The 2,393-nt window shown below is 63.0% G+C and carries 2 protein-coding genes; both read right to left on the reverse strand.

From position 1 onward, the window contains the following. Positions 1–515 (reverse strand): adenylate/guanylate cyclase domain-containing protein (locus AC04SG_RS32740; RefSeq protein ID WP_488554389.1); only part of this gene is annotated, 515 nt, incomplete at its 3' end. Positions 516–682: 167 nt separating this feature from the next. Next, the coding region (locus tag AC04SG_RS32745) for a tetratricopeptide repeat protein (RefSeq protein ID WP_488554388.1) at positions 683–2,393 on the reverse strand (1,711 nt) is incomplete at its 5' end.

Raw genomic sequence — 2,393 nt, forward strand, 5'->3', positions numbered from 1 at the left:
GGATCCAGCAGCAGCCGATAGGCGCGAACCGGATCGGCGATGTTCTTGAGGCGCTGCTCGCCAAGACTGGCAAAGCCGACATCAACCTTGTGCAGCGCGTGATCGAACGCCGTGCCCGAGATACATACACCCCCTGGCTCGGCCATCGATTCCAGGCGAGCAGCGATGTTGACGCCATCGCCGTAGATGTCATTTTCCTCGACGATGACGTCGCCGAGATTGACGCCGATGCGAAACCGGATCTGCCGGGCATCGGCGGTGCCTTTATTGCGATCGGCCATCCGGCGTTGGATCATGGCAGCACACTGGACCGCATCGACGACGCTCGCGAATTCGACCAGCGCCCCATCGCCCATGAGTTTGATCATGCGGCCGTGGAATTCCTTGATCGCTGGGTCGACCAGTTCGCGACGGCAACTTTTCAACCGCTCGAGCGTGCCGACCTCGTCCTCACCCATGAGGCGGCTGTAGCCAACCACATCGGCAGCAAGGATTGCGGTAAGCCTTCGCTCCATACCTGCTGCGCCCTCCCGGCCGATCACGCGGCTTCGCTGCAGCCTATTCCAGTCCCGCCTCGGACGCGAGCATGGGCGACCGCTTTCCAGGGGGATGTCGGGTTGCTCAGTCGGTGCATCGCGCCGATCCTTCCCATCCGCGAGTCCTGAGACCGAGACGCATGCGTCTACTGAACCACCGTGAAGTGAAACACCTTGCTTGAGTTGACGAAGGAATAGCCGCCGCCTCCATCGTCACGGCGTCTATAGACGGGTCCGCAATCCGGGCGCCCGAACATATTCTCGCTCAGCTCGCACAAAAGGTCGCCATCGACACGGACGGTCTCGGTGACCAGCCGCGTGGTGGAGCGGAAGGCTGCCTTGCCGTCGCTCCCGATCTGGAGGAAGGCTTGTTGGAGACCTGGTTCAAGCTGGCCCTGCAGCGTATGGCCCAGCACCAGCGAGGCGATCTCTTCGCCCTTCAAGCGATTGCGCTCGTCGCCGGTGAAGCCGAACGGCCATTCGGGCAAGCCCGCCTGCTGCAACGCATCGATAATGAGAGCCAAATCCTGCGGGTTGCGGTACTGGGCACCGTTGAGCCGGTATGCGGACAATGAATCGAACCCCGGTGTCGACATGGCACCCAGTCCCTCGGCGACCGCCGCCTTGGCATCCTGCAGGCGGCCGGCACGGGCGTAGGCGGCACCAAGCGTGATCGTGAAATCTCCGACCGACGGCGCATCGTCACGGGTGCGTTCGAGTGCCTCGATCGCCTTGTCGTTGCTACCTTGAATGAGAAAGACCAGACCGGCAATTTGCCGGTTGATAGGTGAAAGGTTGGGATCGAGCTTGAGCGCGGTCTCGACCGCTGCGGCTGCCTCGGCATGATTGCCGGCGAACAGCTGCACGTATCCTAGAGCTATTTGCGTCTCCGCATCGCCGGGGCCGAGCGCGACGGCGCGTTCGGCCGAAGCGATGGCTTCCTCGTAACGGTGATCCACGACCTGCATGATGCCAAGAATCGCATAAGGCGACGAAAGGTCCGGATCGAGTTGCAGCGCGCGGCTTGCCTTCTCATAGGCGCGCTTGCGCGCGGGCGCGCTCTGCATGATGTCGTGGAACGATTCGCGCCAGATATAGACTGTTGTGCTTGCATCAGCCGCGAAGGCTTCGGCAAAGGCGGGGTCAAGCTCCTCCGCCTTGTCGTAGAGCGCAAGCGCCTCCCGCAGCCCGTCGCGCCGGCCGGTCCGTGCTGCCTGCTCGGCGCGAAGGTAGAAGTCGTAGGCTTCGAGGTTTTCGGTCGGCGGGCGCGCCATGCGCTCGCTTTCCGCTGACGAAGGTTGCATGCCAAGTGCCTTGGCGATCTCCCCGCTCATCTCGTCCTGGACGGCAAACACGCCAGCCATGCCGCGGTCGAACCGGTTGGCCCACAGATTGTCACCCGTTGCCGTATCGATGAGTTGGGCATTGAGGCGGATCTGCTCGCCGGTGCGGCGGACGCTCCCCTCGACGACGTAGCGGACGCCAAGGTCGCGCGCGACGTCCGCCAACGCTGCAGGCTTGTTCTTGTAGGCGAAGACGGAATTGCGGGCGATGACATCGAGACCGGAAAGTTTGGTGAGGTCGGTGATCAAATCCTCGGTGATGCCGTCAGCGAAATAGTCCTGGCCTGGATCGCCGCCGAGATTTGCAAACGGCAGCACGGCAACCGATGGCCGCGATGGCATCGAGAACTTCTGCCATGCGAAAGAGCCGGCAAGCACGGCGAATGCCAGAGCCGCGACACTCGCCAGGATCATGACGCGCGATCCCGGCCGGTGTGGCGCGGCTGTGATCTTTCCCGATGCCGCGGGATCCAGCAGCAGCCGATAGGCGCGAACCGGATCGGCGATGTTCTTG

The sequence above is a fragment of the Mesorhizobium sp. CNPSo 4684 genome, from assembly GCF_057784315.1.